The organism is Geodermatophilus sp. SYSU D00710 (genome assembly GCF_054050195.1).
Genome location: NZ_JBJGYX010000006.1, coordinates 17,941 through 42,339, shown reverse-complemented (window position 1 = coordinate 42,339; position 24,399 = coordinate 17,941). Strand labels below are relative to the sequence as shown.

Sequence of the window (24,399 nt, the reverse complement as noted above, 5' to 3'; positions counted from 1 at the left end):
GACGGGCCTCCGGCGGATCGGGAGCAGGTGGCTCGACGCTAGGGAGCGGCGGGCTCACCGGCCCCGGTCGACCGGCCCGCGCGACCAGGGACCTTCGGCGCTCCCGGACCGGCCGCCGGTCAGCTGGCCGTCCCGGCGCTCACCGCCGGGACGGCCAGCGGCACGACCAGCACCGGACAGCCGGCGTGGTGCACGAGTGCGGAGGTGACCGAGCGCAGCGGCCGGCCGAGCACCCCGTGCCGCCGGTGCCCGACCACCAGGAGCTCGGCGGTGAGCCCGGCGGCCAGGAGGGTGTCGGCCGCGCGCCCGTGGCGGACGACCGGGCGGACCGGGACGCCCGGCCAGCGGTCGCGGACCGGCTGCGCGCCGGTCAGCAGGTCCTCGAGCAGGAGCTCCCCCCGGCGCTGCGCCGCGGCGTCGTCGGCCGGGTGGTCGGCGGCCGGCCGGGGCAGCAGGGACCCGCGTGACCAGCTGTGCACCGCGAGCACCCCGGTGCCGCGGAGAGCCGCCGCGCGCAGCGCCTCGGCGAGCACTGCCTCGGACCCCGGCCCGCCGTCGAGGCCGGCGACCACGCCGCTGCGGCTGCCGCCGGACCAGCGGCTGCGCAGCGGCACGACGGCGACCGGGCAGGGCGCCGCGCGCAGCACGGCCGCCACGGTCGACCCCAGCAGCAGGTCGCGGGCGCCGCCCGAGCCGGAGGAGCCGAGGTACAGCAGCGCGGCGCCGGCGCCCGCGGCGGCCAGGACCTCGACCGGGTCGCCGTCGACGAGCCGGGGTTCGACCGGGAGCCCGGGGTGGGCGCGGCGCAGGTCCGCCGTCACCGCGTCCAGCGCCAGGCCCCCGGCGGTGCGGAGCACCTCGACGGCGTCGAGGACCCGGGTGGGTGCCGGCCGCCGGCCCGGGACCCAGGGGACGACGAGCAGCAGCCGGAGCGGGACCCCGCGGCCGGCGGCCTCGCGCGCCGCCAGGGAGGCGGCGGCGAGCGCGTCGCGGGACCCGTCGACGCCGGCGACGACGGGACGGGGATCGACCTCGCCGGGCACCGTCAGGCCCAGGGCGCGTCGAGCCGGTCGATGGTGTCGTCGACGGGACGGCGGCCGGTCGGGGGCACGGGCTCGGCGCTGACCGGCGCCCAGCCGAGCCGGACCAGCAGCTGCGGGATCCCCGCCGGTCCGGGCACGGCCGGCGCGCAGAGCTCGGCCAGCCGGGCCCGCGTGCCCGGCACCTCGAGGGGCTGGCTGACCGGGTCGGTGGCCAGGCCGATCGCGGTGGCGGTCAGCAGCACCGCGCTGAGCGCCTCGCCGGCGCGCAGCTGGTCGGCCGGCCCGTCGCCGGGGGTGGTGAGCACGGCCAGGACCGTGCCGTCGGCCTCGCCGGTGCCCAGCCGGCTCTCCTCGAGGCTCCCGTCGGCGAAGCGCCGGACCGGTACGGCCGCCTCCGGCCCGGCCGCCCCGGCGGAGGCGGGGACGTTGGCGGCCGGGACGCCCTCGGCGGCGCCGCGGGTCCGCCCGGTCCAGGCCGCGACCTCCTGGGCCAGGCCCGGGGTGAGCGCCTGCTCCAGCGCCGCCGTCTCGACCAGCCGGACCACCCGCCACTGCGTGCCGGAGTCCAGCGCGGTCAGCCGGGCACCCTCCGCCGCGGCGGCCGCGGCCAGGTCGGCGAGCAGCTCCGGCGGGACCGGCCAGGTCGAGAAGACCCGCCGGTCACTGCGGCGGGTCTCGATCGCCCGGGCGAGCACCAGCTCGTCCGGCCGCGGCTCGGCGGCGGAGACCTCGACCGCGGCGAGGTGCGCCGGGTGCGCCCGGTCGGGCAGCCGGTGGACGGTCGCGGCCAGGCCGGCCGCGCGCAGCGCGACGCGGAGGTGGTGCAGCGCGGCACCGCAGCTCACGAGCAGGTCACGGCCCTCCGGGTCGGTGGCCGGCAGGTGCCGGGACGGGTCGGCGAACAGGTGCACCGACGTCCGGCCGACGCGCCAGCGCCAGGGCTGGGAGTTGTGCACCGACGGTGCACGGTTGGCCAGCGCGATGGCTGCGCGGGCCGTGGTGCGGTCGAGCGGCTGGGGGCTCACGGCTCCTCCTGGGACGGGGACGGCGGGACCGGGGTCGGGGTCATCGCCGGGCGAGTGGTCGGGCGGTGTGCTCGGTGGTGCGAGTGGCCGCGACCTCGCCGAGGGCCCAGGTGACGACGACGGCGGCGATGAAGACGGCCAGCAGGGCCTCGCTGGTCCCCGACCACACGGTGGCGATCCCGAGCGCCAGGGCGACGACGCCGGTGGTGAGGGCGGCGCGGTGCACCGGGCTGCCGGGAGCGAACGCGGCGCGGCCGGTGACGGCGACCGCCGCCAGTCCCAGGACCAGGCCGACGGTGCCCATGCCCCGGGGGTCCTGCAGGAACGGCATCTCGCCGCGGATCAGGTAGCCGACGTAGGGGACGACGATCGCGGCGACGAGGACGGTGGCGATCGTGTTGCGGGTCGTGGACGTCATGACGGGCCTCCCGTGGCGCGGACCCGCGCTGGTGCGGGCTCCCTGCCGTCGAGCCTCGGCCCGCGGTCCGCGTCGGCGGAGGGTCGGAGAGCACCACCGGGGCGGGTCCTGGGTCCCGCGTCCACCGGGAGCGCCCGTCCTCCGTCGCGACACGCCGGGCCCTGCGGCGCGACACGCCGGGTCCTGCGGCGCGACACACCGGGCCCTCGACCGCGACGCGCCGGTCTCGGAGGGGAATTCACGCAGCGACCCGGTGACAGCCGGGGCCACCGTGCTCCAACCTGGGCCGATCCGGACCCGGGGACATCTGAGAGCGCGGATGGGGCGGGTGAGTGGCCGTGGCGGACCTGACGATCGAACGGGCGGCCGGGCGCCGCGACGACGACCCCGCCCCCCACCTCGCGGCTCCGCAGCCGCCGTCCGCTCCGCCGTGGCCACCCTCCGGCGGCGTCGCGCTCGCCCGGCTGCTCGCCCTGGCCCGGCTCACCACCCCCCAGGCCCTCGAGCTGGCGGCGGCCGTGCTCGAGGAGGCGGCGCAGCTGCCGGTGCCCGCGGGCGGGACCGCCGGAGGGAGCCGCGGCGGGCTCGACCGGGCCGTGGTCGAGGCCGACGGGCGCGTGGTCCTCCACCCCGCCACGACGCCGACCGCACCCGCAGTCGCGGCGGTCCTCGCCGACGTCGCGGCCGCCGCCCGGTCCCGCGCCGGCTCGGACGACCCGGCCGCAGACCCGCTCCTGACCGCGCTCGACGCCGCGGTGGCCGACCTCCCCGACGCCGGCGTCCCCGCCGTGACGGGGCGGCTGACCGAGACCGTCGCCGCCGTCGACCGCGACGCCGCCCGCGCCGAGCTCGGTGCGCTCGCGCGGGCCATCGGCGCGGGCGGGCCGACGGGGGCGGCGCCGTCGAGGGGCGGGACCGGGCCGGCCGGCGCGCCCGACACCCGAGCCCGCCCGGTCAGGCGGGAGGGGTCCCGGACCGCGCGGCGGATCGGCGCGTGGCTGCTGTCGGCGGTGGTCCTGGCCGCGGTCGTCACGGTGGAGGTCGTCGTGCTGCGCGACGACATCGCCGCCGACGTCGAGGTGCTCCTGGACGCCGGCCGCAGCGGTGAGGAGCCGACCGCCGCGGAACCCGAACCCGACGGCGTCGAGATCCCACCGCCCGCCCCGGCGGCGGCCGGCAGCGTGGCCGGGGTCGACCTGCGCCGCCTCACCGGGTGCGAGCCGGGCGCGCCCTGCACCGTGCGGGTGCAGGTGCGGCTCGTCCCAGGAGCCGCCGACCAGCAGGTGACCTGGTCCTACCTGCTCGCCGACCGCTGCACCGGCGCCACCTCCACCGCGCCGGGCGGGACGGTCACCGTCCCGGCCGGGGGGACGCGGGCCGAGGCCGTCGGCGTCGTCGGCCTGCCGGCCCTGCCGGCGGTCGCGGTGCTGGCCGTCACCGACCTGCCCGCGGCGGCCGCCTCCGCGCCACTGCCCGTGGGCTCCTGCCCACCCGAACTCCGGACCCGCTGACCCTGACGGGAGCGCCGCATGCCGTACTGGGTGCCCGCCGAGGGGCCGGCCGACGAGCCACGCAGCCGGCGGTGGAGCCGGCGCCAGCGCCGGGTGCTCTGGGCAGGCGCCGGGGATCCCGGCACGGAACCCGACGGGCTGCCCGCCGAGGAGGGCGGCAGGCGGCGGCGCACCCGACAGGAGCGCCGGGACCGCCGCAGCGCCCTGTTCGACCTGCTCGCCGTCGTCGCCGCGCTCGCCCTGGTCGGGCTGGGGCTGGTCAACCTCTACCTCATCGGCGACACCGAGCTGGCGCTGCGGCAGGGCGCGATCGCCGCCGGGGGCGTGCTGGCCCTCGCCGTGTTCTGGCGGGTGCGCGTCCGCTACCTCGGCGTGCTGGGGTGGGCCGCCTACGTCGCGGCCGTCGTCTTCCTGGTCGGCGTCCTCACCGTCGGGGTGACGGTCAAGGGCGCGACCCGGTGGTTCGTCCTCGGCTCGGTCACCTTCCAGCCCTCCGAGCTGGCCAAGCTGGGGCTGCTGCTGGTCCTCGCCGCCGTCCTCGGCTCCGCCCGGCCGGCCTGGCGGCGGTTCTCCCTCGCCCTGTTGCTCGCGGCCGTGCCCATCGGGCTGACCCTGCTGCAGCCCGACCTCAGCACGACCGCCCTGCTCACCGTGCTCACCGCGTCGATGCTCGTCCTCGGCCGGGTGCCCGCGCGCTTCCTGCTGCCGCTCGGCGCCGCGGCCGTCATCGCGGCGCCGCTGATGATCAGCCTGCTGCAGCCCTACCAGCTGCAGCGCCTGGGCACCTTCCTGGTCGGCGCGCACGAGTCGCCGACCGGGTCGGGGTGGGCGCTGCGCCAGGCGCACATCGCGGTGGCGTCCGGCGGGCTCACCGGCCGGGCCGACGACCCGCTGCGCGAGCTGCGCGCCGAGTACCTGCCCGAGGGGCACACCGACCTCGCGCCGGCCAGCCTGGTCGGGCAGTGGGGGCTGGTCGCCGGCGCAGGGGTCGTGCTCGCCGTCGTCGTCCTCGTGTGGCGGCTCGCGCTGGCCAGCCGCCGGTCCCGCACGCCGCACGCCGCGCTCGTCGGCGGGGGGCTGGCCATCCTCATGGGCGTCGAGACCGTCGTCTCGGTGGGGGCCAACCTCGGGCTGCTGCCCCTGGCCGGCGTGCCGTTCCCGCTGCTCAGCTACGGGGGGACGGCGCTGGTCGTGCACCTCGCCGCGATCGGCGTCGTCCTGGGCGTCCGCCGGGACAGCGTGCGCCGGCGGCTGTGGGCCGAGCCGGTCCGGCGCAACCCGCGCCCGCGCCTGGTCCGGCTGGCCGCGGCCGCCGTCTCGCTCCTGCTCGTCGCCTTCGGGCTCTACGGCTGGCGGCTGCAGGTCACGCGGGGCGAGGAGCTCTCGCTCGCCGCCGAGGAGCAGATGACCCGCTGCATCCGGCTGCCCGCGCCCCGCGGCGCCATCACCGACCGGCACGACGTGCCGCTGGCCGTGGACGCCGCGGCCGCCGGCACCGGCGTGGACCGGGTGCTCGCGGTGCCCGCGCTGCTGCGCGACGACCAGGCGGCGGTCGAGCAGCTCGCCGGGCTGACCGGCCGCCCGCCCGCCGACCTGCGGGCGGAGCTCGACGCGGCCGACCCGACCACGCTGTCCCTGCCGGTGGCCGAGGTGCCGCGCGCCGTCGGCGACGCGGTCGTCGCCGCCGGCCTCCCCGGCGTGCTCGTCGTCCCGCAGCCCCGCCGCTGGTACCCCGAGGGGGCGCTGCTGGGCCCGGTCCTCGGCTTCGTCGGCGTGGCCACGCCCGAGGCCGAGGAGCGCTGGCCCGGCCTGCCCAACGGCGAGTTCGTCGGCCGGGCGGGACTGGAGCTGCAGTACGACGCGGTGCTGCGCGGCACCAACGGGCGCCAGTGCCTCTACGTCCACCCGACGGGCGTGCCGGTGGCGCTCGGCGAGCGGGTGGAGCCCGTGCCCGGCGCGGACCTGCGGCTCTCCCTCGACCTGGGCCTGCAGCGGCAGCTCGACAGCGGCCTGGCCGCCGCGCTGCGCGGCCAGCGCCCGGGGCGCATCGGCGCCGCCGTCGCGATGGACCCCCGCTCGGGGCAGGTCCTCGCCATCGCCAGCACGCCGTCGTTCGACAACAACCTCTACGGCCCGCCCGCCGACGCCGCCGCGCTCGAGGCGCTGGCGTCCGCGCCGGGGTCCCCGACGCTCGAGCACGTCACGCAGGCGGTCCTGCCGCCCGGGTCGACGTTCAAGATCGTCGTCGCCGCGGCCAACCAGGCCCGGCCGGTCTACGCCCCCGACCAGGTGATCCCGACCGGGGCGAGCTTCAGCTACGGCGGGCACGAGTTCGGGAACTGGCGGCCGATGGGACCGATGGACCTGTCCGAGTCGATCGCCATCTCCAACGACGTCTACTTCTACAAGCTCGCGGTCGGGCTCGGTCCCGAGGCGATGATCGACACCGCCCGGGCGCTCGGCGTGGGCCAGCGCACCGGCATCGACCTGCCCGGTGAGTCGGCCGGGTACCTGGGCACCCCGGAGTCCGTGGAGGCCGCGGGCGGCACCTGGTACGGCGGGTCCACGGTGATCCTGGGCATCGGCCAGGGCGAGATCACGGTGACGCCCCTGCAGAACGCCCGGTGGACCGCCGCCGTCGCCACCGGGAACCTGGTCACCCCGCGCCTGGGCATGGCCGTCGGGACGCAGGGGTCCTTCACGGCCGTGCCCGCGCCGGCGCCCACGCCGGTGCCGTTCGCCGCCGAGCTGGGACCGGTCCGCGAGGGGATGCGGGAGGCCGTCACCAGCGGCACCGCGATCCGGCTCTCCAGCTTGCCCGGACTCGTCGGCGCCAAGACCGGCACCGCGCAGGACGGCGGCCTGCCCGCGGACGAGTACGACAACTGGATCACCGCCGCCGCCCCGATGGACGCCCCGGAGATCGTCGTGACGGCGGTGGTGCAGGGGCCGGGGACGGGGGCGAACAACACCAAGGACCTGGTGTCCGCGGCGCTGCGCCACTACCTCGACAACCGGGACGCCGTCCTCGCCACCGGCCCGGTGCAGGTCCCCTGACCGTCAGCGGCGGCCGTAGGCGGTCAGCAGCGCCCGGTTGCGCAGCGCCCGCGCGGCGCCGTCGGCCACGCAGGTCAGCGGCTCCTCGGCCTGCTTGACCGGCAGGCCGAGCGCCCGCTCGAGCTCCTGCGGCAGGCCGGGGACCAGCGAGGAGCCGCCGAAGACGAGCACGCCCTCGCCCATCACGTCGGCGATCGCCTGCGGCGGGAGGTCGTCCAGGCAGGGGGTCAGGGTCCGGAGGATGTCGTCGACCACCGGGCGCAGGGCCTCGGCGACCTCGGCGGCCGGGATCGTGGCCAGCCGCGGCCGGCCGGAGACGCCGTCGCGGCCCTGCACGACGAGCGGCTCGTCCCCGGCCGAGCTGAGCCGGGTCTTGAGCGCCTCCGCCTCGAGGTCGCCGACGAGGAGCTGGTGCTGCTCGCGCAGGAACCGGACGACGGCCAGCGTCATGTCCTCGCCGCCGGTCTTGCTGGTCCGGGAGGCGAGCACGCCGCCGTAGCAGAAGGCGACCGCCTCGGACCGGCCGCCGCCGACGTCGACGACCATGTGCACCCGCCGCTCCAGCGGGTCGATGCCGCAGCCGACGGCGCCCGCGACCGCCTCGTCGATCGCGGTCACCGGCCGGATGCCCGCCTCCTCGGCGGCCTCGAGCAGCGCGCGGTGCTCCAGGGCGCTGGAGCCGACGGGCACGGTGACCACGGCCCGGACGGGCAGCCGCCACAGCCGCTGTCCGGCCGCGTGCAGGACCGCGCGCAGGTAGGTGCGGGCGGTCTCGAGGTCGGTGACCACGCCGTCGTCGAGGGGGCGCACCGCGGCGTAGCGGGACGGTGCGCGGCCGAGCAGGTCGGCGGCCTCCCGGCCGACGGCGAGCACGCGTTCCCGGCGGCCGCTGCCCCGGCGCACCAGCATCACGGTCGGCTCGTCGTAGAGGATGCCGCGGCGCACGTCGCTGACCACGGTGGTGGCGGTGCCGAGATCGATGCCGAGTTCCACGCGGTACCTCCTGACCGCCGGGTGCCCCGCCAGTCTGGTGGCGCGGTCCGTGCCCGGTCCAGAGCCCCGGGCGCGTCGCCGCGCGTCCCCGCCCGTGTCGTCCGGAGGTCCCGGCCGGGGGCGACCTCCGCCCCTGTCCGGAACGGCGCCACGGTCCCGAGCATGGGGGCATGACGGAGGAGCACCCGTGACCGGGACCGCTGCGACCGGGAGGGGAGGACCCGCCTTCGGACCACCCGTGGAACGGGACGGGGCCACGGTGATCGCCGTGACGGCGTCGACCAGCCACACCGCGCGCGCCGGGGACGGGCACGGCGGGCGCCGCCCGGCCGCGGAGATGGCCGGGGTCCGGCCGCTGGGCGCCTTCGAGGTCCGGGACGGCCGGGTGCGCTGGCACCCCGTCGTCGACGTCACCCGGGTCGTCACCACCGCCGAGGTCGTCCTCGGGGCGGTGGCGGTCGCGTCCCGCCTCGCGGGCCGGCCGTCCCCGGCGGTCGCCCGGGTGACCATGGGCCCCGGCGGCTGGGTGAGCATGAAGGGCGGGGCCGTGGCGGTGCGCCCGGCCCGGCGTCTGTGGCGGCGGTCCCGGCCCCCGGCGCACGTCCGGCGGCCGTGGTGGGCCCGGCTGCTCGCCGCCACCGCCCTCGAGCGGCTGGTCGGCTGAGGACGCCGGTGGTCCGGGTCCGCAACCGCTTCGTGAACCCGGTGGTGCGCGCGCTCTCCCGCGGCCCGGCCCACCGGCTGCTCGGCCGGCACCTGGTCGTGCTCGGCTACAGCGGGCGGCGGACCGGCCGGCGGTTCGAGCTGCCGGTGATGGCCGCGCCCGACGGTGCGGACCTCGTCGTCCTCGTCGGCGGCGCGGCCGGCAAGACGTGGTGGTGGAACCTGGCGGAGGGTCCCGTCGACGTCACCGTCCGGCGGGACGGGCGGGACGAGGCCCGCCGTGCCCGGTTGCTGCTCCCCGGCAGTCCCGGCAGGGACGACGCGGTCGCCGTCTACCGGTCGGCCTTCCCGCGGGTGACCGTCGCGCCGGACGACCCGCTGGTGGTGCTGGAGGCGGGCCGCTCCCGCTGAGCCGACGCGGCCGGGGGACGTGCGGCGCCGGTCGCGGGACCTCCGGCCCTGGGGGCGCGGCGGCCGGGGCACGGACGCTCCCCGGCGTGAGCACCCCGATCCCCGCGGCGCCCGCGGGGTCCCGGACGCCCGGTCTCCGACACTTCTGGGGCCGGTGGCTGCTGGTCGTCACCGCGGGGGAGGCCGCCGGGTTCCTCGTCCCGGTGCTGGCGGTCCTCACCGGGGCGGCGGACACCGCGGGTGCCGCGGGCCTGGCGGTGCTGCTCGCCGCCGGCGCGGCCGAGGGCGCGCTGCTGGGCGCCGCGCAGGCGTCCGTGCTGGCGCGGGAGCTCCCCGGGCTGTCCCGGCGGGACTGGATCGTGCGCACGTCCGTGGCCGCGGTGCTGGCGTGGGTGGTCGGGACCGGACCGAGCGGCTGGGCCGCCTCCGTCCTCGACCGGCCGGCCTGGGTGCAGGCCCCGCTGGCGGTGCTGGCCGCCACCGTGCTGCTCGGCTCGATCGGCGTGGCCCAGTGGACGGTGCTGCGCCGGCACGTGCCCCACGCCGGGCGTTGGATCGGCTGGACCGCGGCGGCCTGGCTGGCCGGCCTGGCCGTCTTCGCCGGGATCACGACGCCGCTGTGGCAGCCGGGACAGGCGCCCGTGCTGGTCGCGGCCATCGGTGTCGTCGGCGGCCTGGCGATGGCGCTGACGATGGCCGCCGTGACCGGCCACGGCGCCGTCCGGCTGCTGGCCGGCGCCGGCGGGGGGTGACGAGGTGGCCGGTGGTCCGGGGGCGCTCTCGCGGTGCCGGGCGCCACCGGGTAGGGAGAGGGGAGTGATGCCGAGCCGGAACGCCGACGACCACGTGGAGGAGCACGGAGTGGACCAGCAGCAGTGGACAGCGGTCGTGGAGGCGGCGACCCGCGCGCCGTCGATCCACAACACGCAGCCGTGGTCGTTCCGCGCGGACGGCGACCGGCTGGCGGTGCGCACCGACCCGGACCGGGCGCTGCGCGCCCTCGACCCCAGCGGCCGACAGCGGATCGTCAGCTGCGGTGTGGCGGTCGAGTTCGCCGTCGTCGCGCTGGCCGCGGCCGGCCGCGCCGCCGACGCCGAGACGCTGCCCGACCCCGCCGACCCGGACCTGCTGGCCGTCGTCACGGTGACCGGCGAGCGCGAGCCGACGGAGCACGAGCGGGCGCTCGGGAGCGCGATCGCCGCGCGGCACACCGAGCGGGCTCCGTTCCTGCCCCGGGCGGTGCCCGCGGAGGTCGTCGACCGGCTGCAGGCGACCGCCGGCGGGTTCCGGGTCTGGTCCAAGGCGATCACCGAGTCGGAGGAGGAGGTGGCCACCGTCTTCCTCATCTCCCGAGCGGAGGAGATCGAGCAGGGCGAGCCGGAGTACCTCGAGGAGCTGCAGCGGTGGATGCGCACCGACCCGGCGGCCGTCGACGGCATCCCGGTCGGCGCGGTCCCAGCGGACGACCCGTCCACGCGGGCGTCGAACTGGCTCATCCGTGACTTCGTCGTCGGGTCGCGGCCGGGCGGCCCGGTGTCCCACGACCGCGACCCCGACGCGCCGCCGCCCGAGGTGGAGCGTCCGACCGTCGTCCTCATGGGCACCGACGGCGACGACCGCGGGGCGTGGCTGACCGCCGGCCGGGCGCTCGGCCGGGTGCTGCTGGAGGCGACCGCGGAGGGGCTGGCCGCCTCGCCGCTCACCCAGGCCCTGGACTGGCCGGCCACGCGGACGCAGCTGCGCTCCCGCCTGTCGCTCACGGGGTACCCGCAGATGCTGCTGCGGCTGGGCTACCCGGGGAGCGACCGGACGCCGTCCACCAACCGCCGCCCGGTCGCCGACGTCCTGACCTTCGGCTGACCGCCCCCCGACAGCACCGCTCCCGTGCCCGTCGCTCAGAAGGGCGGCGGGTCCTCGGCGGGGTCGGCGGATGGCGGTGGTGATCCGGGGTCGTCTGGTGGTGGCTGGCGTGCGGCCGGGGGTGGTCGCACGCCCGGTGGGCGGGTGGTGCGGGTGATGCCCGAGGGTGTGGTGACCGTCAGGCTGCCGTCGGGGCGCAGGTGGAAGCGCCAGCCGCGGGCGAAGGTCTTGAGCCGGTGGTGGGAGCGGCACAGGCAGCACAGGTTGGCGTAGTCGGTGGCCCCGCCGTCGGCGTGCGGGAGGACGTGGTCGGCGTCGGCCCAGCCGACCCGCTGGCCGCAGGTGGGGAACCGGCAGGTGCGGTCGCGGGTGCGCACGAACGCCTGCTGCACCGCCGACGGCGCGTAGCGGTCGACCGGGTCGGGCCGGTCGAGCACCGGGCATCCGCAGTCCGGCTCGTCGGCGCCGTCGGGGTGCCGGTCGCAGCCTGTGCGTGCCAGCCGGCGCAGCCGGTCCAGCGTGCCGGTGGCCCGCAGCGTGCCGTCGGCGTCGGTCAGCGCCACCGTCACCGACCCGCCCTCGGGCGCCCGCACCCCGAGCGCGTCCAGCTCGCGCAGCAGCTCGCGCAGGTGGGCGGCGGTGATGGGCAGCCCGTTGACCTCCCCGGCCTCCTCGCGGTGGCCGGCCAGCGCGGCGAGGCCGGCGATGATGGTCAGCTGCGCGGTCACCGCCGGGCCGGTCTGCCAGGGCCGCTGGATCAGGTCGGCGACCACCGCGCAGCGCAGCTCGCCGATCGGCCGGGGGTCGCCGTCGGCCCTGAGCATCCGGGCGAGTGAGTCGACCAGCGCGTGGCAGGCCGCGGCCACCTCCACCGGCAGGTCCGCGGCCAGCGTGGCCATCCCCTCCAGCGGCGAGGGGTCGACCCGCACGTCGGCGCGCCGCTTCGCCTGCTCCTTCCGCCGGCCGACGGCGTCGGCATCCAGGTCGAGCAGCAGGGCGAGGGCCCGCTGCTTGAGCCGGCCCACCGTCCACTGCCCGGCCGCGGGCAGCAGCGCCGCCTCGATCCGCCGGGCGATCCCCGCCGGGGCGTGCTCCAGCACGTCCACCAGCGCCCGGGCGCGGGCCTCGTCCAACTCACCGGCGGCCAGCGCGGCCCAGGTGGCGGGCAGGCGCTCCCGGTACACCCACGCCCGGTGCGCGAGGTGGTTGGCGGTGCCGCGGCCGCAGTTGAGCACCAGCGCCAGCTCGGCGGTGAAGAACTCCGACACCCCCGGCAGCTCGGTGTCGGGCTTCCACGACCGCGCACCCGGCGTGCCCGGGGGCGGGGTCGTCGTCATCGGGCGAGTCGTCGGCCAGCCCGAGCACCAGCTCCGCCTCATAGGCCGCCGTCCTCGCCTTCAGCGCCGCGACCCGCTGCAGCTCGGCGGCCTTCTGCTCCCGCGACAGCAGCGCCACCGGCAGCCGGCGGAACGGTGCAGGCGTCGCGATCACCGCGGCGAGCAGCGCCTGCTCGACCGGCGACCGGTGCTCCGCGACCTCCACACTCCGAACCTACGGAGCAGGTATGACAGTTCCCGCTGGTCAGAGCCGTGTCATCGCACACGAGTTGCCGATACGGGAGCCGGCGCCGCAGGTCGGGCCGGTGCGTTGGGCCCAGCGGCTCAGGGTCCTTCGGCGGTGACCGACGGGGCCCCGGGCTGCCTAGCGTCGGCCTGCCACCGCACCCCGGTGGTCGCGGGGAACGGCTCCGGGAGGCCTCGCCTCCACGGCGAGGACGAGGAGCGGCACGTGAGGACGAGACTCCGCCGGTTGCCCGGGCTGGTCGCCGCCGTCGCGGCCGCGGTCGCCACGGTCGGGCTGGTCTGGCGCCCCACGGGGCAACCGGTCCCGGTGGTGACCCCGCGGGGGCAGACGGCGGAGCTGGCGGGCAGCGGGCTGTACGCCCACGACACCGTCTTCACCGCAGCCGGCAACACCGCCGTCGACGCCGTCGTCCTGGCCTTCGGTGTGCCCCTGGTGATCACCACGTGGCTGCAGCACCGGAAGCGGTCACCGCGTGGGTCCCTCCTGCTCACCGGCGCGCTCGGGTACCTGCTCTACGTCTACGCGAACTACGCGCTGGGAGTCGCCTACAACCCGCTGTTCCTGGCGTACGTGACGCTGGTGGCGACGGCGCTGGCCGGTCTCGCCTCCGCCGTCGCGACCACCGACCGGGCCGTCCTGCGCCGCCTGGCCGCGGACCCCGGCGTGCCGCACCGCGCCCTGTCGTGGTACCTGCTGACCGCGGCCGCCGTCACCGCCGTCGTGTGGCTGCAGCCCCTGCTGGCCGCGCTGGCGAGCGGCGGCACCCCCGCCCTCCTCGACGTCTACACGACGATGGTGACCTCCGCCCTCGACCTGTCGGTCATCGCGCCGTCCGCGGCGCTGGCCGGCCTGCTGGTCCGCCGCCGCGACCCGCTGGGCTACCTGGTCGCCACCCCGCTCCTGGTCCTGATCGTGCTGCTGCTGCCCACCATCGCCCTGAGCACGGCCCTGCAGGCCGCGGCGGGGATCACCTTCACCGCCGCCGAGGTGGTCGGCCCGATCGCCGGCTTCGGGGTCCTCGGTGCCGTCGGTCTCCGGCTGCTCACCCGGCTGCTGCGTGCCGTGCCGTCCGGTCCCCCCGTCGACACCGAGCAGAGCGAGGTCCCCGGTGCGCCCGTCCACGTCTGACCGGCCGCGCACGCCGTCGCGGCCACCGGGCGCCTTCACCCGCCGGCTGGCCGCCGCCGGCCTGCCGCCCGGGCCGGCGTCGGCGGAGCCGGTGACCGAGGCCGACCTGGCCGGGCTGCCCTCCGCCGCCGTCCGCTACATGCAGGCGATGGGCGTGGTCGGCGAGCCGCGCACCCGCTCGCTGCGCGCCCACTGGAGCGGCCGCTTCCGCCGCCGTGCCGACGGGCCGTGGCTGCCGTGCGACGCGTGGCAGCTCAACACCGCCGAGCCGGTGGCGCGGCTGTACCGGATGCGGCTGCTGGTCGGCCGCGTCCTGCCGATGTGGGGGTGGGACACCTACCGGGACGGCACCGGGCGGATGCTCGGCAAGGCCCTCGGCCTGGTCACCGTGGCCGACGGGTCGGGGCCGGAGTTCGACACCGGCGAGCTGGTGACCTGGCTCGACGACGCGGTGCTCCTGGCACCGGCGATGCTGCTGCACCCCCGCACCCGGTGGGAGGACCTGGGCGAGGACCGCTTCGGGGTGTCGGTGACCGACGCCGGGCGCACCGTCGGCGCGGTGGTCGCCCTCGACGGCGACGGCCGGCCCGCGGACGTGTGGACGGCGGACCGCTGGGCCGACCTGCCCCGCGGGCCGGTGCGCACGCCGTGGAGCACCCCGGTGGACGGGTGGACCGTCGTCGACGGCCGGCTCCGCATGACCCGGGGCTCGGCCGTCTGGCACCTGCCCGAGGGCGACCTCTGCTACGGCGAGATGACTCTGCACGGCCTCGACCTCGACGTCCCGCCGGGGAGGTGAGGGCCGTGCTCCGAGGACTCCTGCTCGCCACCGCCGGGGCCGCCGGCCTGGAACTCCTGCACCGCCACCGGGACTGGGGCGCCACCCGCGCGGAGGCCGGCGCGGTGCTGCCCGGCGACGAGCTCGTCCCCGGGCCGGCCGGCCAGACGACCCTGGCGGTGACCGTGGCCGCGCCCGCCGAGGAGGTGTGGGCGTGGCTGGTGCAGCTGGGCCAGGGCCGCGGCGGCATGTACAGCTACGACTGGCTGGAGAACGCCCTCGGCCTCGACATCCACACCACCGACGAGGTCCGGGAGGAGTGGCAGCACCTCGCCGTCGGCGACCGGGTGGTCGTCGTCCCGGCGGGGTGGGGGCCGCTGCCGGACGGCTACGCCTTCCGCGTCGCGCGGGTGGAGCCACCCCGGGCGCTCGTCCTGCGCCAGGCGCCGCCCGAGCACCCGTGGAACGGCGTGTGGTCCTTCCACGTCCTCCCGGGCGACGCGGGGGGCTGCCGGTTGCTGGCGCGGTCCCGGACGGAGGTCGACCCCAGGCTCGGCGCCCGGGTCGCCGGCCGGGTGCTGGAGCCGGTGACCCTGGTGATGACCCGGCGGATGCTGCACGGCATCCGCGAGCGGGCGGAGCGCCGCGCCGGCCGGACCGCGGCCCTGCCCGCGGGCGGCCCCGCGTGACCCCGCTGCTGCGCCGTCCGGCGAGGCTGGCGGTGGACGTCCCCGCGGCCGTCCGCGCGGGGGAGCCCCTCGCGGTGACCGTCCGCGCCGCCGACGGTCGTCCCGTGCCCGGCGGGACCGTCGAGCTGGTGCGGGACACCGCCCTCACCCGCACCCGGCGTCAACGGGGCGGCGCCGCCACCGCCGTGGCGGAGCGGGCGACCGCCGTCGTCGCCCGTGCCGACCTCGACGCCGCCGGCCGGACCCTGCTGGCCGTCCCGGACGGCGAGGCCACCGTGGCCGCGTACCTCGTACAGCGCGACCACACCGTGCGGGCGCTGGCCCGCACCGCCTCGGGCGACGACGGCGAGGGGTCCGCCGCGGTGCGCGTGACCTCCTGCGGGGCTCCGGACCGCGCCGGCGGGGCGCGACCGGAGGTCACCGGCGCGGACGCCGTCGACCTCGTGTCCACGGAGCTCTCCGGCCACGACCTGCACCCCGGGACCGTGCTGACCGGCACCGTGGTCGCGACCGCCCGGACGACCCTCGCCCTCCGCGGGGTCCGCGTCGAGCTGGTCCTGGCCGAGCGCGTGCCGGCCCGGCCGGGGGAGCAGGTGGAGGAGGACCGCACCGCGACCACCGCCGTCGCCACCGTGCCGGTGGCCGGCGCGGTCAGGGCGCGGCCCGGCGAGCAGCTGCGCTGGGCCTTCCGGGTGCAGGCGCCCGACCCCCTCCCTGCGCCGTCGGCGAGCACCCCGGAGTACACGCTGCAGTGGCTGCTGCGCGCCGTCGCCGACCGGCCGCTGCGGCGCGACCCCTCGGTCACCGTGGAGCTGCGCGGGGCGACCGCCTCCTGATCCCACCCGGACCAGGACGAAGGTCCCCGGCGGCGGGGACGTCGGCCCGCGTCCGGCCGCCCGCGGACGGCGCAGTCTCGGGTCAGCGTCCGGCGGGTGTCCGGGCAGGAGCGGAGGCGCGACGGTGACGACGGAGCAGACGACGGACCACGCGGCGCGGCCCGGACGGGTGGTCGTCGGCGTGGACGGCTCGCCGGGGGCGCGGGTGGCGCTCGCCTGGGCCCTCGCGGTGGCCGCCCGCGACGGCGCGCCGCTGGAGGTGGTCAGCGCCTACCCCGTGGACTTCTACTGGGCGGACCCCTACCTGCTCGACACCGAGCGGCTCGACGCCATCCGGGCGGACACCGAGGACCGCGTGCGCCACCTCCTCGCCGACGTGCGCCAGGACCCGGCCGTGGCGGCCGTCCCCGGCACCGCGGGGGTCCGCGCGGACGTCGTGGTCGCCGGCGGGGCCCCGCTCGACCACCTGGTGGCCCGGGCCGAGGGCGCGGACCTGCTGGTCGTCGGGAGCCGCGGCCGCGGCGGCGTGCGCAGCACCCTGCTCGGCTCGGTCGCCCTGCACTGCGTGGCGCACGCGCCCTGCCCGGTCGTCGTGGTGCACCCCGGCGCCGTCCAGCCGCCGCCGCGCGTGGTGGTCGGGGTCGACGACTCCGCGGTGTCGCGCGTCGCGCTGCGCCGCGCGGCGGAGGAGGCCCGCCGCCTGGGCGCGACGCTCGAGGTCGTCGCCGCCTACCGGCCGGAGGCCTACTGGAGCGACCTCTACGCCGTCACCGCGCCGCCGGCCTCGGAGACCGAGGAGCACGCCCGCGCCCGGGTCGGCGCGATCGTCGCGGAGGTGCTGGGGACGGGGGCGGCGGCCGACGTCACCGTCGTGCAGGGAGCGCCCGGGGAGGCCCTCGTCCAGCGGGCCGACGGCGCCGCGCTGCTCGTGGTCGGCAGCCGCAGCCGCAGCCGGGTCATGGGGATGGCCCTGGGCTCGGTGGCGCTGCACTGCGCGGTGCACGCACCCGGTCCGGTCATGGTCGTGCACCCCGTCGCCGCGGAAGCGGAGACGGCTGAGGCGACTGCCGCCGCGGTGAGGGCTCCCGCCGGCTGAGCGTCTCCGGTCAGGGGCGGCTCCCGCGGACGGGCCCCCGTCGTCCGGTGGCCGCCCCTGACCCGCGGGCGCCGGCCGGACGCGCCGGGATCCCGACGACGAGCGTGAGGGCGGCGCCCAGCGCGGCCCCCAGCGCCGCGCCGCCCACGACGTCGAGAGGGGCGTGCGCGCCCAGGTAGACCCGGGCCGCGCTGTTGAGCACCGCCAGGACCAGCACGACCGCCCGCCAGCGCGGCCGCAGGTAGGGCCACAGCACGACCACGACGCCGAAGGCGATGACCGCGTGGCCGGAGGGGTAGGCGATCCCGGCCGACGGCACGTCGCGCAGCAGCACGTCGGGGATGGTGCTGCCGGGCCGGCTGCGCTGCACGAGCCCCTTCACCACCTCCCCGTGCCCGAGCAGCTTGAGCGGCACCAGGGCGCACAGCGCCACCGCCAGCCGCCACTGCCGCAGCAGGAGGGCCGGGACGGCGACCAGCAGCGGCATCCCGAGGACGCCGACGAGCTGGACCACCCACAGCACCGGCTCCCAGGACGACGGCCACCGGTTGACCCAGCGGAAGACCGCGGCCTCCGTGTCGCCCACGTCGCCCGAGGACACGGCCACCGAGCACAGCACCGTCACCGCCACGGCTCCCACCAGCAGGACCGCGTACGCCCGCGGGCGCTGCACCGGCCCGCTAGCCACCGGCCGGGCCCTCCGGGCGACGCGCCGGCCGGTCGAGCAGCAGGCCGATCAGGCACGGCGCCCACGTGGTGAGCGACCGGGTGACCAGGACGGCGGCGCAGGCGGCCGCCACCGGGACCCCGAGGGCGCCGAGCAGCAGCAGGAGCGACGCCTCGGGGGCGCCGGGCAGGCCGGTGACGGGCAGGGCGATCCACACCAGGCGGAGGGCGGCGTAGCCGCCGGCGGCGGCGAGCACGGGGACCCCGCCGCCGGCCGCCTGCACCGCGGCCGACAGGACGGTCGCCTCGAGCGCCACGGCCAGCGCGATCCAGCCCAGCACCGCCATCCGGTCCCGGGGGGACGGCGGCGGCTGCCGTGACGGTGGGGCGTCGGTGTCGTCGTTGCCACGGCGGGCGGTCAGCTGACCGGCCACGGCGAGCAGCCACGCCGCCGCGCCGGTGGAGGCGGCCGCCAGGACCGCGGTCGGGGTCCGCCACGCCGGGATCGACCCGTCGAGGACGGCGAGGGCGATCAGCAGGACCGCCGCCGCGGCCGCCCCCACCGGACCGGCGCGCCCGATCCGGACCGTCGCCGCGTCCGCGGTCGCCGGCAGCAGCCCGGCCCGCTCGAGCAGTCGCGCGCGGGCGCGGCGCTCCCCGTCCCGCCCGTGCACCAGTCCCACGTTCCGGGCGACCAGCGTGACGACGAGCGCCCGGCCGACCGACACCTGCCGGTCGGCGGCGTACCGGACGGCGGTCGCGCGGGCGAGGGCCGCCGCGGTGGCCAGGAGGCCCGCGCCGCCCACCCAGCGCCACCCCTGCGGTCCGCCGCTGGTGACGGTGGCGGCGATGCCCGCGACGAGCACCGGTCCGGTGAGGGCGAGGGCGCAGCCGAGGGCCACCAGCACCCGGGCCACGGGTCCCGCCGGGGGGAACACCGGGCGGTCCGGATCGGGCAGGTCCAGCCGGGCGCGGACGGCGGCGCGCAGCGCGATGCGGCGGGACGGGTCGTCGCGCAGCCGCTGCCGCGTCTCGGACGAGAGCGCCAGCGGTGTCAGCGAGGGCAGCGCCGCCGCGACGGCCTCCTCGCCGAGGACGTCGACCGCCGCGGCCACCAGCTCGACCGGGTCGGCGGGGGGACCGGGCGCGGCGGCCAGCGAGGCCAGCAGCTCGGCGACGTCGACCGCGGTCTCGTCGTCGGTGGCGCCGGTCCGGGCGTTGCCGAAGTCGACCAGCCACGGCCTGCCCTCCGGGTCGACCAGCACGCTGGAGGCCACCAGGTCGCGGTGCGCCACCCGCGCGGCGTGCATCCGGGCGACCTCGCCCCACACCTCCCGGAGCAGTCCGGGGGTCCGCTCCGCCGGTGCGAGTTCGTCGAGCGGCCGGCCCTCGACGTACTGCTGGACGACCACCGCGTCCCCGTCCCCGCCGCGGGCCAGCATCACCGACGGCACCCGCACCCCGCGGCGCTCGGCCGTCAGGGCGGCGACGGCCTCGTGCTCGGCCTGGTACCCGAGCGGCGCGAGCGCGTCGGCGTCCTTCACGTCACCGGCGACGAACTCGCGCCACATCCGGTGCAGCCGGTCCCGCTCGTGCCGGTCGGGCTCCAGGTACTTCACGTACAGCCGGTGACCCTCGCCGTCGACGGCCTGGAACGGCTGCGAGCTGCGGGCCCGCACCGGGGCGGCGACCACCCCGGTCACCGGCAGTCCGAACCGTCGCAGCAGCGCCTCGACCCGGCCGGGCGGCACCTCCCGCGAGGGCACCCCGAACACCCAGTGCACCAGCGACCCGATCGCCCAGCCCAGGGCCACGCCGCCCACCACGTCGAGGGGCAGGTGGGCGCCCACGTACACGCGGGCGAGCGCGACCGTCCAGGCCAGCGCCCAGGCCACCCGCCGTCCCCGCCGGCTGAGGTACGGAGCCGCCGCGGTGGCCAGGGCCGCGGCCACCGCCGAGTGGCCGGAGACGAAACCCGCCCCGCCGATGGGGGCCTCGTGCAGCACCGCGCCGACCGGCAGGCCGCCCGGCCGCTCCCGGCCGACCAGGGCCTTCACCAGGTCGGCGCACACGTAGGCGAGCAGACCGGACACCAGCAGGTCGCGGGCCGCCCGGAACCGGCGTCGCAGGGCGGCGAGCAGCGCCAGCGCCGGGACGGCGAGGACGTTGCCCAGCTGCATGACCACCCAGACCACCGGCAGCACCACGGCCGGCAGGTCGTTGAACAGCCGGAACAGGTCCCGTTCGAGGGTCGGGAGCCGGCCCCGCTGGGCGATGAGCACGCCGGTGCCCAGGACGACGAGGCCGAGGACCACCCGGACCAGGTCGGTCGGCATCCGCTCCGGGGACCGGCGCCTGGCGGCGGCCGGCGGGCCGGCGGCGTGCGAGGCCTGCTCCTCGGGCGCGGTGCGGCTGGTCACCGGGCCAGTCCAGCGCTCTGCCGGGACGGCGGGCAGGGTCCTCCGACCCTGCGCCCGGTGCCGCCCGGCCCGGGACGCGGACCGGCCGGAGGGCCAGTCTCGGGGGGTGACCCCCGGAGGACCGTCCGCCGTGGACGGGGAGCACCCCGGGACCTCCTCCCCGCCGGTCGCCGTGGTCCGGCCACGCCGCCCGTCCTGGCCCGGGGGGACGAACCGGCGGCGTCCCTCGGGCCGCGACCGCATGCTGCCCCGGCGCGTCCCCACGGCGGTGTGGGCGTGGTCGGCCGTGGTCGCCGCCGCCGTCGTGCTGCTGGTGCTGGCCGACCGCCCCGGGGGCCTGCTCGGCCTCGACGGAGCCGTCACCGGCCGATCCGGACCGCACCCCGCGGCCGTCGACCTCGCGCGGGTCGGGACGGTGCTCGGCTACCGCGCGCTGTGGCTGCCCACGGCCCTGGTGCTCGTGTGGACGGCGCGGTGGCGGCACCTGCTCGTGTACCTGGGCACGGTGTCGGTGATGGCGGCGGTCGCCCAGCTGGCGGCCGGCGGGGGCGTCCTCGTGCGGGCCGTCCGCACCGAGGTCACCGGGACGCCGGCCGCGGTGGAGTTCTCCGCCTGGCCCGACGTCGTCCTCGCCACGGTCGCGGTGACGAGCCTGTACGTGCTCACCCCCTCCGGCCGCGCGCGGCGCTGGGGCTGGGCCGCCGTCGCGGTGCTGCTGACCACCGCCGTCGTGCCCCGCGTCTCCCTCGGTCTCGACAGCCCCTCCGTCGCCGTCGCCGCCGTCCTGCTCGGGGTGGGTACCGCGGCCCTGGCGTGCACGGTGCTCGCGCCCGAGGACGCCTTCCCCGTCACCTGGCGCCGCCGCGTGGCCGCCCACCTCGCCCTCGACGAGGCGCGCACCGCCCGGGTCCGCGCCGCCGTCCTGGGGCAGCTGGGCGTCGACGTCGCCGCGGTCGAGCCCTTCCGGCTCGACGGGTCGGCCGGCTCCACACCGTGCCGGCTGGTCCTCGCCTCCGGTCCGCCCGGCGCCCTGTTCGGCAAGCTCTACTCGACCACCCACCTGCGCTCGGACCGCTGGTACAAGCTGCTGCGCGTGCTCCGGTACGGCCGGCTGGAGGACGAGGCGCCGTTCGCCTCCGTGCGCCGGCTGGCCGAGCACGAGGACTACCTGCTGCGGCTGCTGCGCGACGGCGGGGTCCGGGTACCCGCGCCGATGGGCGTGGTCGAGGTCGTGCCCGGCCGGGAGTACCTGCTGGTGACCGAGCTGGTGCCGCGCACGGTGGAGATCCGGCGCTCGGCGCTGGGCGACGCGGTCCTCGACGACGCGCTGTACCAGGTCCGGCTGCTCTGGTCGGCCGGCGCGGCCCACCGCGACCTCAAGCCCTCCAACGTCCTCGTCCAGGACGAGGAGCGCGTGGTGCTCGTCGACGTCTCGTTCGGCGAGCTCCGGCCCAGCCGCTGGCGCCAGGCCGCGGACCTCGCCGCCGTGCTGCTCAGCTGCGCGCTCGTCGCGGGACCCGAGCGGGTGCTCGAGCGGGCCCGCCGGCAGTTCTCCGACGAGGAGCTGGCCGAGGCGGTGGCCACCGTCTCCTCGCTCACCCTCCCCACCCAGCTGCGCCGGTTGCTGGCCGACGACGGGCGGGACCTGGCCGGCCGTCTCCGGGAGGCGCTGCCACCGCACCCGCGGATCCGGGTCCAGCGGTGGAGCGCCCGGCGCGTGCTGCTGACCGTGGCCACCGGCGGCGGGGCGGTCCTGACCGTCGTGCTGGTCCTGCTCAACCTCCGTGCGGGCGGCCTGCTGTGAGCGCCGACCAGGCCACGGTCACCGCCGTTCCCGGTGCCGCGCAGCGGACGCCGCCGTCCGGCCTGACCGCCGCCCAGGTCGCCGAGCAGGTCGCGGCCGGGCGGGTCAACGCGGTGACGACGCGGACCAGCCGCACCGTCGGGCAGATCGTCCGGGCCAACGTCCTCACCTTCTTCAACGGCCTCCTGGCCGTGCTGTGGGTGACGATGGTGCTCGCCGGCCGGTGGCAGAACGCCCTGTTCGGCGGGGTGGTCGTCGTCAACTCCGTCATCGGCATCGTGCAGGAGCTGCGCGCCAAGCGGACGCTGGACCGCCTGGCCCTCCTCCAGACCCCGCGTGCCCGGCCCGTGCGGGACGGCTCCGAGCGCGAGGTCCCGGTGGCGGAGGTGGTCCTCGACGACCTGCTGGTGCTGCGGGCCGGCGACCAGGTGCCGGTCGACGGCGTCGTGCGCTCCACCCGCGGCCTGGCCGTCGACGAGTCGCTGCTCACCGGTGAGGCCGACGCCGTGGCCAAGGAGCCCGGCGACCCGGTGCTCTCCGGCTCCATCGTGGTGGCCGGCAGCGGGCGGGTGCAGGCCACCGCCGTCGGCGACGACGCCTACGCCGCCCGGCTGGCCGCCCAGGCGCGGGTGTTCACCCGCACCCGCTCCGAGCTGGTCGAGGGGACCACCCGGCTGCTGCGCTGGATCGCCGTCGGGCTGCTCGTGGTCGGCCCCGCGGTGCTGTGGAGCCAGTTCCGGTCCCCGGACAACGAGGGCTGGCGGGACGCGGTCACCGGCACCGTCGGCGCGCTGGTCGGCATGGTCCCCGAGGGTCTGGTCCTGCTGACCACGCTGGCCTTCCTCCTCGGCGCCGCGGGCCTGGCCCGGCGGCGGACCCTCGTGCAGGAGCTGCCCGCCGTCGAGGGGCTGGCCCGCGTCGACGTCGTCTGCCTGGACAAGACCGGCACGCTCACCCACGGCGACGTCCGCTTCGACCGGCTGGAACGGCTGCGGGAGGACCCCGCGGCGGAGGGGGCGCTGGCGCTGCTCGCCGCCGCCGACGCCGGCAACGCCACCGCCCGCGCGCTGGCCGACGCCTTCCCCGACGCCGCGGACCAGGAGGCGGTCGACGCGGTGCCCTTCGACTCGGCCCGCAAGTGGTCGGCCGTGCGGACCGGCGCCGGGGCGACCTGGGTGCTCGGCGCGCCGGAGCTGGTGCTGCCCGCACCGGCCGGGCCGGCCGACGCCGCGGCCCGCGACCGCGCCGACCGGCTGGCCGCGGAGGGCCGCCGCGTGCTGCTGCTGGCCCGCGCGCCCGCGCCGTGGACGGCGCGCTCCGTCCCCCCGCAGCTGCCCGCCGGGCTGGTCCCGGTGGCGCTCGTGCTGCTCGCCGAGCGGATCCGCGACGACGCCGCGGAGGTGCTGCGCTTCTTCGCCGAGCAGGACGTCGCGCTCAAGGTCCTCTCCGGCGACAACCCGCGGACCGTCGGTGCGGTCGCGGCCGCGGTCGGGCTCCCCGGGGTCACGGGGGCGGCGGACGCCGTCGACGCCCGGACGCTGCCCGAGGACCCCGACGCGCTGGCCGACGTCCTGGAGTCCACGGCGGTCCTCGGCCGGGTCACCCCGCACCAGAAGCGGGCGGTGGTGCGGGCGCTGCAGCGCCGCGGGCACGTGGTGGCGATGACCGGCGACGGTGTCAACGACGCCCTCGCCCTCAAGGACGCCGACATCGGGGTGGCGATGGGCAACGGCTCGCCGGCGACCCGGGCGGTCGCCCAGCTCGTCCTCCTCGACGGGCGGTTCGCCGCGCTGCCGCACGCCGTGGCCGAGGGCCGCCGGGTGATCGCGAACATCGAGCGGGCGGCCAACCTGTTCCTGGTCAAGAACGTCTACAGCCTGGTGCTCGCGCTCGTCACCGTCGTCACGCTGGCCGCCTACCCGCTCGAGCCGGTGCAGCTGACCCTGGTGTCGGCGGTGACCATCGGCGTCCCGGGTCTCGTGCTCGCGGTCGCACCCAACCGGCGCCGGTACCAACCGGGCTTCCTGCGCCGGGTGCTGGCCTTCTCCGTGCCCGTCGGCGTGGTCACCGGCGGGGTCTCCTACGGCGCGTACGCGCTGGCCCGGGCGCTCGAGCCCGGCGGCGGGGTGGCCGCGGCCCGCACCGCGGCGCTGCTCGCGGTGCTGACCACCGGGCTGTGGACGGTGCTCGTCCTGGCCCGGCCGCTGACCCCGGGGCGGGTGGCCCTGGTGGTGGCGATGGCCGGGGTGGTCGTGGCCGTCCTCGCCGTGCCGGTGCTGCGGGAGGACGTCCTGCTGCTGGCGATGTCCCCGACGGTGGTGCTGGCCGGGGCGGGGCTGGGCGTCGCCGGCGCGGTGCTGGTGGAGGTCGTCGCCCGGATGCCGGGGGCCCGGGCCGAGCGGGCGTGACCGGTCAGG

20 protein-coding genes are annotated in these 24,399 nt (G+C 78.3%); 13 read left to right on the top strand and 7 right to left on the bottom strand.

All coding sequences use genetic code 11. The annotated features are described in order from the left end of the window. Nucleotides 1-119 precede the first annotated feature (119 nt). From ACI78U_RS04245 to ACI78U_RS04235, 3 genes are read right to left on the bottom strand one after another with little or no spacing between them, the layout of a single operon-like run. The gene (locus ACI78U_RS04245; RefSeq protein ID WP_456874043.1) at nt 120-1,043 is read right to left on the bottom strand and encodes a universal stress protein; all 924 of its coding nucleotides are present in this window, start codon (nt 1,041-1,043) and stop codon (nt 120-122) included. A gap of 2 nt (nt 1,044-1,045) precedes the next feature. Beyond that, a complete protein-coding gene (locus tag ACI78U_RS04240; RefSeq protein ID WP_456874042.1) occupies nt 1,046-2,068 on the bottom strand; it encodes an Acg family FMN-binding oxidoreductase in 1,023 nt (340 codons plus the stop codon). A 40-nt stretch (nt 2,069-2,108) separates the two neighbouring features. Then, a complete protein-coding gene (locus tag ACI78U_RS04235; RefSeq protein WP_456874041.1) occupies nt 2,109-2,486 on the bottom strand; it encodes a hypothetical protein in 378 nt (125 codons plus the stop codon). A 338-nt stretch (nt 2,487-2,824) separates the two neighbouring features. Here ACI78U_RS04235 and ACI78U_RS04230 point away from each other — a divergent pair, with 338 nt between their 5' ends. Together ACI78U_RS04230 and ACI78U_RS04225 are read left to right on the top strand one after the other, a co-directional pair. Further along, complete coding sequence (locus ACI78U_RS04230) at nt 2,825-3,997, top strand: hypothetical protein (RefSeq protein ID WP_456874040.1); 1,173 nt, start codon at nt 2,825-2,827, stop codon at nt 3,995-3,997. 18 nt (nt 3,998-4,015) lie between these two features. Continuing rightward, nucleotides 4,016-7,054, top strand: coding sequence for an FtsW/RodA/SpoVE family cell cycle protein (locus ACI78U_RS04225; RefSeq protein WP_456874039.1), 3,039 nt, complete (start codon nt 4,016-4,018; stop codon nt 7,052-7,054). A gap of 3 nt (nt 7,055-7,057) precedes the next feature. Here ACI78U_RS04225 and ACI78U_RS04220 read toward each other — a convergent pair whose 3' ends face one another. Next, entirely contained in the window at nt 7,058-8,047 is a 990-nt protein-coding gene (locus ACI78U_RS04220; protein WP_456874038.1) for a rod shape-determining protein, read from the bottom strand. 238 nt (nt 8,048-8,285) lie between these two features. Between ACI78U_RS04220 and ACI78U_RS04215 the strand changes: the two genes are divergently transcribed. The 4 genes from ACI78U_RS04215 to ACI78U_RS04200 all read left to right on the top strand — a co-directional run bounded on the left by ACI78U_RS04215 (nt 8,286) and on the right by ACI78U_RS04200 (nt 10,981). After that, complete coding sequence (locus tag ACI78U_RS04215) at nt 8,286-8,711, top strand: hypothetical protein (protein WP_456874037.1); 426 nt, start codon at nt 8,286-8,288, stop codon at nt 8,709-8,711. 8 nt (nt 8,712-8,719) lie between these two features. Next, on the top strand, nt 8,720-9,121 hold the full coding sequence (locus ACI78U_RS04210) for a hypothetical protein (protein WP_456874036.1): 402 nt from the start codon (nt 8,720-8,722) through the stop codon (nt 9,119-9,121). Between the two features lie 86 nt (nt 9,122-9,207). Beyond that, nucleotides 9,208-9,873, top strand: a complete 666-nt coding sequence (locus tag ACI78U_RS04205) for a hypothetical protein (RefSeq protein WP_456874035.1) — start codon at nt 9,208-9,210, stop codon at nt 9,871-9,873. Between the two features lie 67 nt (nt 9,874-9,940). Continuing rightward, entirely contained in the window at nt 9,941-10,981 is a 1,041-nt protein-coding gene (locus tag ACI78U_RS04200) for an Acg family FMN-binding oxidoreductase (RefSeq protein ID WP_456874139.1), read from the top strand. A gap of 35 nt (nt 10,982-11,016) precedes the next feature. Here ACI78U_RS04200 and ACI78U_RS04195 read toward each other — a convergent pair whose 3' ends face one another. Next, nucleotides 11,017-12,318 carry a DUF222 domain-containing protein gene (locus ACI78U_RS04195; protein ID WP_456874034.1) on the bottom strand — a complete coding sequence of 434 codons (1,302 nt, stop codon included), beginning with the start codon at nt 12,316-12,318 and terminating at the stop codon, nt 11,017-11,019. Between the two features lie 451 nt (nt 12,319-12,769). Here ACI78U_RS04195 and ACI78U_RS04190 point away from each other — a divergent pair, with 451 nt between their 5' ends. From ACI78U_RS04190 to ACI78U_RS04170, 5 genes are all read left to right on the top strand, one after another. Then, entirely contained in the window at nt 12,770-13,693 is a 924-nt protein-coding gene (locus ACI78U_RS04190) for a hypothetical protein (RefSeq protein WP_456874033.1), read from the top strand. Continuing rightward, on the top strand, nt 13,674-14,492 hold the full coding sequence (locus ACI78U_RS04185; protein ID WP_456874032.1) for a DUF6544 family protein: 819 nt from the start codon (nt 13,674-13,676) through the stop codon (nt 14,490-14,492). Before ACI78U_RS04190 ends, ACI78U_RS04185 begins: the two co-directional genes overlap by 20 nt. A gap of 5 nt (nt 14,493-14,497) precedes the next feature. Then, entirely contained in the window at nt 14,498-15,160 is a 663-nt protein-coding gene (locus tag ACI78U_RS04180; RefSeq protein ID WP_456874031.1) for a hypothetical protein, read from the top strand. Then, nucleotides 15,157-15,996, top strand: a complete 840-nt coding sequence (locus tag ACI78U_RS04175) for a hypothetical protein (protein WP_456874030.1) — start codon at nt 15,157-15,159, stop codon at nt 15,994-15,996. The genes ACI78U_RS04180 and ACI78U_RS04175 overlap by 4 nt, the downstream gene beginning before the upstream one ends. Before the next feature lie 124 nt (nt 15,997-16,120). After that, nucleotides 16,121-17,092 (top strand): universal stress protein, encoded by a 972-nt coding sequence (locus ACI78U_RS04170; protein ID WP_456874029.1) that lies wholly within the window; start codon nt 16,121-16,123, stop codon nt 17,090-17,092. 10 nt (nt 17,093-17,102) lie between these two features. Here ACI78U_RS04170 and ACI78U_RS04165 read toward each other — a convergent pair whose 3' ends face one another. Continuing rightward, the gene (locus ACI78U_RS04165) at nt 17,103-17,780 is read right to left on the bottom strand and encodes a phosphatase PAP2 family protein (RefSeq protein WP_456874028.1); all 678 of its coding nucleotides are present in this window, start codon (nt 17,778-17,780) and stop codon (nt 17,103-17,105) included. After that, nucleotides 17,773-20,178 carry a phosphatase PAP2 family protein gene (locus ACI78U_RS04160; RefSeq protein ID WP_456874027.1) on the bottom strand — a complete coding sequence of 802 codons (2,406 nt, stop codon included), beginning with the start codon at nt 20,176-20,178 and terminating at the stop codon, nt 17,773-17,775. Before ACI78U_RS04160 ends, ACI78U_RS04165 begins: the two co-directional genes overlap by 8 nt. Nucleotides 20,179-20,308: 130 nt before the next feature. Between ACI78U_RS04160 and ACI78U_RS04155 the strand changes: the two genes are divergently transcribed. Both ACI78U_RS04155 and ACI78U_RS04150 read left to right on the top strand, forming a co-directional pair. Beyond that, nucleotides 20,309-21,982 carry an RIO1 family regulatory kinase/ATPase domain-containing protein gene (locus ACI78U_RS04155; RefSeq protein WP_456874026.1) on the top strand — a complete coding sequence of 558 codons (1,674 nt, stop codon included), beginning with the start codon at nt 20,309-20,311 and terminating at the stop codon, nt 21,980-21,982. Then, the gene (locus ACI78U_RS04150) at nt 21,979-24,390 is read left to right on the top strand and encodes an HAD-IC family P-type ATPase (RefSeq protein ID WP_456874025.1); all 2,412 of its coding nucleotides are present in this window, start codon (nt 21,979-21,981) and stop codon (nt 24,388-24,390) included. The genes ACI78U_RS04155 and ACI78U_RS04150 overlap by 4 nt, the downstream gene beginning before the upstream one ends. Nucleotides 24,391-24,399 lie beyond the last annotated feature (9 nt).

Excerpts from the sequence above, each read along its gene's own strand:
- ACI78U_RS04200 (WP_456874139.1), top strand. The coding sequence starts at position 9,941 with ATGCCGAGCCGGAACGCCGACGACCACGTGGAGGAGCACGGAGTGGAC.
- ACI78U_RS04195 (WP_456874034.1), bottom strand. The coding sequence starts at position 12,318 with ATGACGACGACCCCGCCCCCGGGCACGCCGGGTGCGCGGTCGTGGAAG.
- ACI78U_RS04235 (WP_456874041.1), bottom strand. The coding sequence starts at position 2,486 with ATGACGTCCACGACCCGCAACACGATCGCCACCGTCCTCGTCGCCGCG.
- ACI78U_RS04225 (WP_456874039.1), top strand. The coding sequence starts at position 4,016 with ATGCCGTACTGGGTGCCCGCCGAGGGGCCGGCCGACGAGCCACGCAGC.